Genomic DNA, 692 nt, shown 5'->3' with positions numbered 1-692 from the left:
CTGGCGCAGCAGCACCACTTCCGCGGGGGTGGGCTGGTGCCCGGTGAGCCGGGCCCACGCTTCGATGTCCTGGAAGCTGATGGGGGCAATGGAAAAGCCCCCTGCCCCGCGAGCGCCGCTCAGCTCGCAGAACCAGCCCCAGACGTTGGAGAGCGCCTCCGGCAGCGCGTACTCACCCACCAGCGCCGGGGGCGCCTTGCCGGTGGCCTTGGCCACCTGCTCGAGGTGGGCGCGCAGCGACATGCCCCCCTCGCCCTCCGGCTTGCTCAGGTGGAACTGGTGTCGGGCGTAGCCGAGGAGCTGCTCGGCGAGGCCTCGAAAAAACGGGCGCGGTCCGCCTGCGCGTCGTCCACCTGGCGGCGCAGCCACGGGTGCTCGGTGTAGAGGCGCTGGGCCGCATCCGGGGAGAAGGACACGGGCTTGCCGTCCTCGACGAGCCCACGCCAGCCCAGGGTGCGCCGCACCAGCAACTCCACCGCGTCGGACTCGATTTCCCGGGCGCCGGCGGCAGCGCTGCGGTTGCCCAACTGGAGGCGCGTCAGCGAGCGCTCCCGCAACTCTCGCTCCGCGGTGCGGCCCACTGCGCTGTCCGCGCTGGCCAGGATGACGACGACGCCGGTGGGGGCGCCGGTGAGGGGGTGGTGAATGGACACCTCCGCGCTGTCGCGGTGGCGGATGGAGGACAAGTCGAA

At 72.4% G+C, this 692-nt stretch carries 2 protein-coding genes; both read right to left on the bottom strand.

Going from position 1 to position 692, the window contains the following annotated elements; all coding sequences use genetic code 11:
- Positions 1–243 (bottom strand): hypothetical protein (locus K8625_RS43620; protein WP_223786124.1); only part of this gene is annotated, 243 nt, incomplete at its 3' end.
- A gap of 23 nt (positions 244–266) precedes the next feature.
- On the bottom strand, positions 267–692 hold a 426-nt coding region (locus K8625_RS43615), incomplete at its 5' end, for a hypothetical protein (protein WP_223786123.1).

The organism is Myxococcus sp. AS-1-15 (assembly GCF_020037055.1).
GTDB lineage: Bacteria > Myxococcota > Myxococcia > Myxococcales > Myxococcaceae > Myxococcus > Myxococcus fulvus.
This window is presented reverse-complemented; position numbering and strand designations above follow the sequence as displayed.